Below are 1,272 nucleotides of genomic sequence, written 5' to 3'. Positions count from 1 at the left end.
TGACCTTGCCCCCGGGGCTTAATCCAGTTTGAAGTTCGTTCTGGCCCACGACGAGGACCAGAGCATGAAGCGTAGCCGCTTTACGGAAGAGCAGATTATCGGGATCTTGAAGGAGCACGAGGCCGGGGTGTCGGTCGCCGATCTATGCCGCAAGCACGGCGTGAGCGACGCCAGCATCTACAAATGGAAGGCCAAGTACGGCGGGATGGACGTCTCCGAGGCCAAGCGGCTGAGGACGCTGGAGGACGAGAACACGAAGCTGAAGCGGCTCCTGGCTGACGCCATGCTGGACAATGCGGCGTTGAAGGACCTTTTGGGAAAGAAGTGGTGACGCCCGCGGCCAAGCGGAAGGCTGTCGCGCATCTCGTGGATGCCCACGGGATGAGCGAACGGCGGGCGTGTAAAGCCATCGGCTGCTGCCGCATGACCATGAGATATCGGACGACCCGAGCGGATGATGCCGGCGTTCGCCAGCGCATGAAGGCGATCGCCCAGGAGCGCCGCCGCTTCGGCTATCGGCGCCTGCATGTTCTGCTCAAGCGGGAGGGCTTTGCGATCAACCACAAGAAGCTATTCCGGCTGTACCGGGAAGAGAAGTTGGTGGTGCGCCGCCGTGCCGGCCGCAAGCGGGCGATCGGGACTCGGGCGCCGATGACGGTGCCGATGGCACCGAACGACCGCTGGTCACTGGACTTCGTCTCCGATCAGCTCACGGATGGCCGCCGCTTCCGCATCTTGACCGTGGTCGATGACTGTACCCGCGAGTGCTTGGCGCTGGTGGCCGATACCTCGCTCTCCGGGGCCCGGGTGGCGCGGGAGTTGGATCGGCTGGTCATGGAGCGCGGCAAGCCAAAGATGGTGGTCAGCGACAACGGCACCGAACTTACCAGCAACGCCATCCTGACCTGGGCCGATCGGAGCCGCGTCGCCTGGCATTATATCGCTCCGGGCAAGCCCATGCAGAATGGCTTCATCGAAAGCTTCAACGGTCGGCTCCGGGATGAATTGCTGAACGAGACGCTGTTCACGTCGCTGGCTCAAACCCGCGTCGCGCTCGGATGCTGGCGCGCCGATTATAACTACACACGACCGCACTCACAGCTCGGATGGAAGACACCCTCCGAGTTCGCCTTTACCTGCCACCCGCGCCGGGATCTGGCGCTGCGCTATGCCGATGGCTCCGCGCCAGCTCCCGTCGCTACCACCGCCCAACTGGGCAAATCCAATGGCTTGAGCGAACTCAGAACTGGATAAAATCTGGGGGCAAGGTCA

At 63.0% G+C, this 1,272-nt stretch carries 1 protein-coding gene; it reads left to right on the top strand.

The genetic code is table 11. The features are described 5' to 3' along the window. Positions 1-64: 64 nt before the first annotated feature. Positions 65-1,254 (top strand): IS3 family transposase gene (locus I6F16_RS37425; RefSeq protein ID WP_225174769.1). Its coding sequence is split into 2 segments (ribosomal slippage): positions 65-314 and positions 314-1,254, totalling 1,191 coding nucleotides; the frame shifts between segments, so codons are not numbered across the junction. Positions 1,255-1,272: the final 18 nt, after the last annotated feature.

This window comes from Bradyrhizobium sp. IC4060 (genome assembly GCF_020193715.1).
GTDB classification, from domain to species: Bacteria; Pseudomonadota; Alphaproteobacteria; order Rhizobiales; family Xanthobacteraceae; genus Bradyrhizobium; species Bradyrhizobium yuanmingense.
This window is presented reverse-complemented; position numbering and strand designations above follow the sequence as displayed.